Annotated in this window: 2 protein-coding genes; one reads left to right on the forward strand and one right to left on the reverse strand. The window is 58.2% G+C overall.

The genetic code is table 11. The features are described from left to right. Nucleotides 1-240: 240 nt before the first annotated feature. A complete protein-coding gene (locus D3222_RS25750; RefSeq protein WP_157975414.1) occupies nt 241-474 on the reverse strand; it encodes a hypothetical protein in 234 nt (77 codons plus the stop codon). Between the two features lie 31 nt (nt 475-505). On the opposite strand from D3222_RS25750, the gene ltrA reads away from it, so the two are divergent. After that, complete coding sequence (ltrA, locus tag D3222_RS24390; protein ID WP_232832674.1) at nt 506-1735, forward strand: group II intron reverse transcriptase/maturase; 1230 nt, start codon at nt 506-508, stop codon at nt 1733-1735. Nucleotides 1736-1808: the final 73 nt, after the last annotated feature.

Here is a 1808-nt window from a genome sequence, read left to right on the forward strand (position 1 = left end):
TCCACACACCCGGCAAGGGGAAGTGTTAGCCAGAGGCAAGGGTGCCGTGGGTGACTGCGGATCTGAAGGAAGCCCGAGGCAAAATGCTGGTCTGACGAACAGGAAGCGGATAAGAGGCGGCGTGATGCGGGTAAGGTTGCCAGTAAAGCTGAAGCCCGATACTTGCACGGAGCATCACGACGTAGATCCGACAGGCATAAGCAGGAAGGTCACGTAAATTACCCCGGGAGCTCTGCCGGCTCAGCCAGCGGTAGAAGTCAGCCGAGGCCGTAGTAAATGGCAGTTAACCACGCCATCAAGGGCCGAACGGGTTATACCGCAATCAGGCGCAGGAGTCTCATCGTATGTCGCAGCACAGAAGCTTCTCTCACGGAAGGCTGTTCCCCCGAGTCCCGGACGGTATCCGGTGATGACGGCTGACAGTGTGCAGACAGCGGCGGCGTCTCCGGTGTGGACGAACGCGGAGCCGGACACGCTGATGGCGCGGGTGCTTGCGCCCGCCAACATGAAGCGTGCGTATCAGCGGGTGGTCAGCAACCAAGGTGTCCCGGGTGCCGATGGCATGACGGTCAGCGGGCTTGCGAACCACCTGAAACAACACTGGCCGTGCCTGCGGGCGCGGTTGGCGTCAGGTTCATACCATCCTCAGGGTATCCGCCCGGTCAGTATCCCGAAACCACAGGGTGGTGAAAGGCAATTGGGCATTCCCTGCGTAACAGACCGCCTGCTTCAGCAGGCACTTCTGCAACAGCTTATTCCCCTGTTTGACCAGCATTTCTCCGACTTCAGTTACGGCTTCCGTCCGGGACGAAGCGCACACCATGCCGTTGAGATGGCGCGAAAACATGTGGCAGCGGGATACCGCTGGTGTGTGGAAATTGACCTGGAAAAGTTCTTCGACCGGGTTAATCACGATCTCCTGATGGCCGGTGTAGCGCGTTATGTTGAAGATAAAACGGTCCTGAAACTGATACGCCGCTGGCTTGAGGCGGGGGATGTACAGGGACGGACGATGCAACGACGGTACGAAGGTACGCCGCAGGGCGGCCCGCTGTCACCGTTACTGTCAAATATCCTGCTGGACAGGTTAGATAAGGAACTTGAGCAGCGAGGACACCGGTTCGTACGCTATGCGGATGACGTTAACATCTATGTTAAAAGTCAGCGAGCAGGTGAACGGGTGCTGACGAGCGTGTCGGGGTGGCTGTCTCAGACTCTGAAGCTACCGGTAAACAGGGAAAAGAGTCGGGTGGTTCGCCCGTGGAAGAGCAGATATCTGGGTTACAGCATGAGTCGTCAGAAAAAGACGACGCTGCGGATAGCCCCGGAAAGCGTGGCCCGGCTGCGCAGCAGGCTGAAAATACTGCTCAAAGGCGCACGGGGGCGAAAGCTGGCCGACACAATCGGCGAGCTTAACCTGGTGTTGCGCGGATGGGGAGCGTACTTTAGTCTGAGTGTGGGGAAAAGCGTGGCGGAAGGCATTGATGGATGGGTAAGACGTAAACTGAGGTGCATACTGTGGCGGCAGTGGAAATCCCCCTCAGCGAGGGCGAGAAAACTGATGCAACTGGGCATAGCGGAGTCCCGGGCCTGTAAATCGGCGTGGAACGGTCGCGGAGCGTGGTGGAATGCAGGGGCATCTCATATGAATCAGGCGCTGCCAAAAAGGCGGTGGAATAAAGCGGGACTGGTATCAGTCGCGGACACGATACAACGGCTCAAACGTATAACCTGAACCGCCGTATACGGAACCGTACGTACGGTGGTGTGAGAGGACGGCGGGTCAAAGCCTGCCTCCTACTCGATCC

It is taken from the genome of Photorhabdus sp. CRCIA-P01, assembly GCF_003545805.1.
Lineage (GTDB): Bacteria > Pseudomonadota > Gammaproteobacteria > Enterobacterales > Enterobacteriaceae > Photorhabdus > Photorhabdus antumapuensis.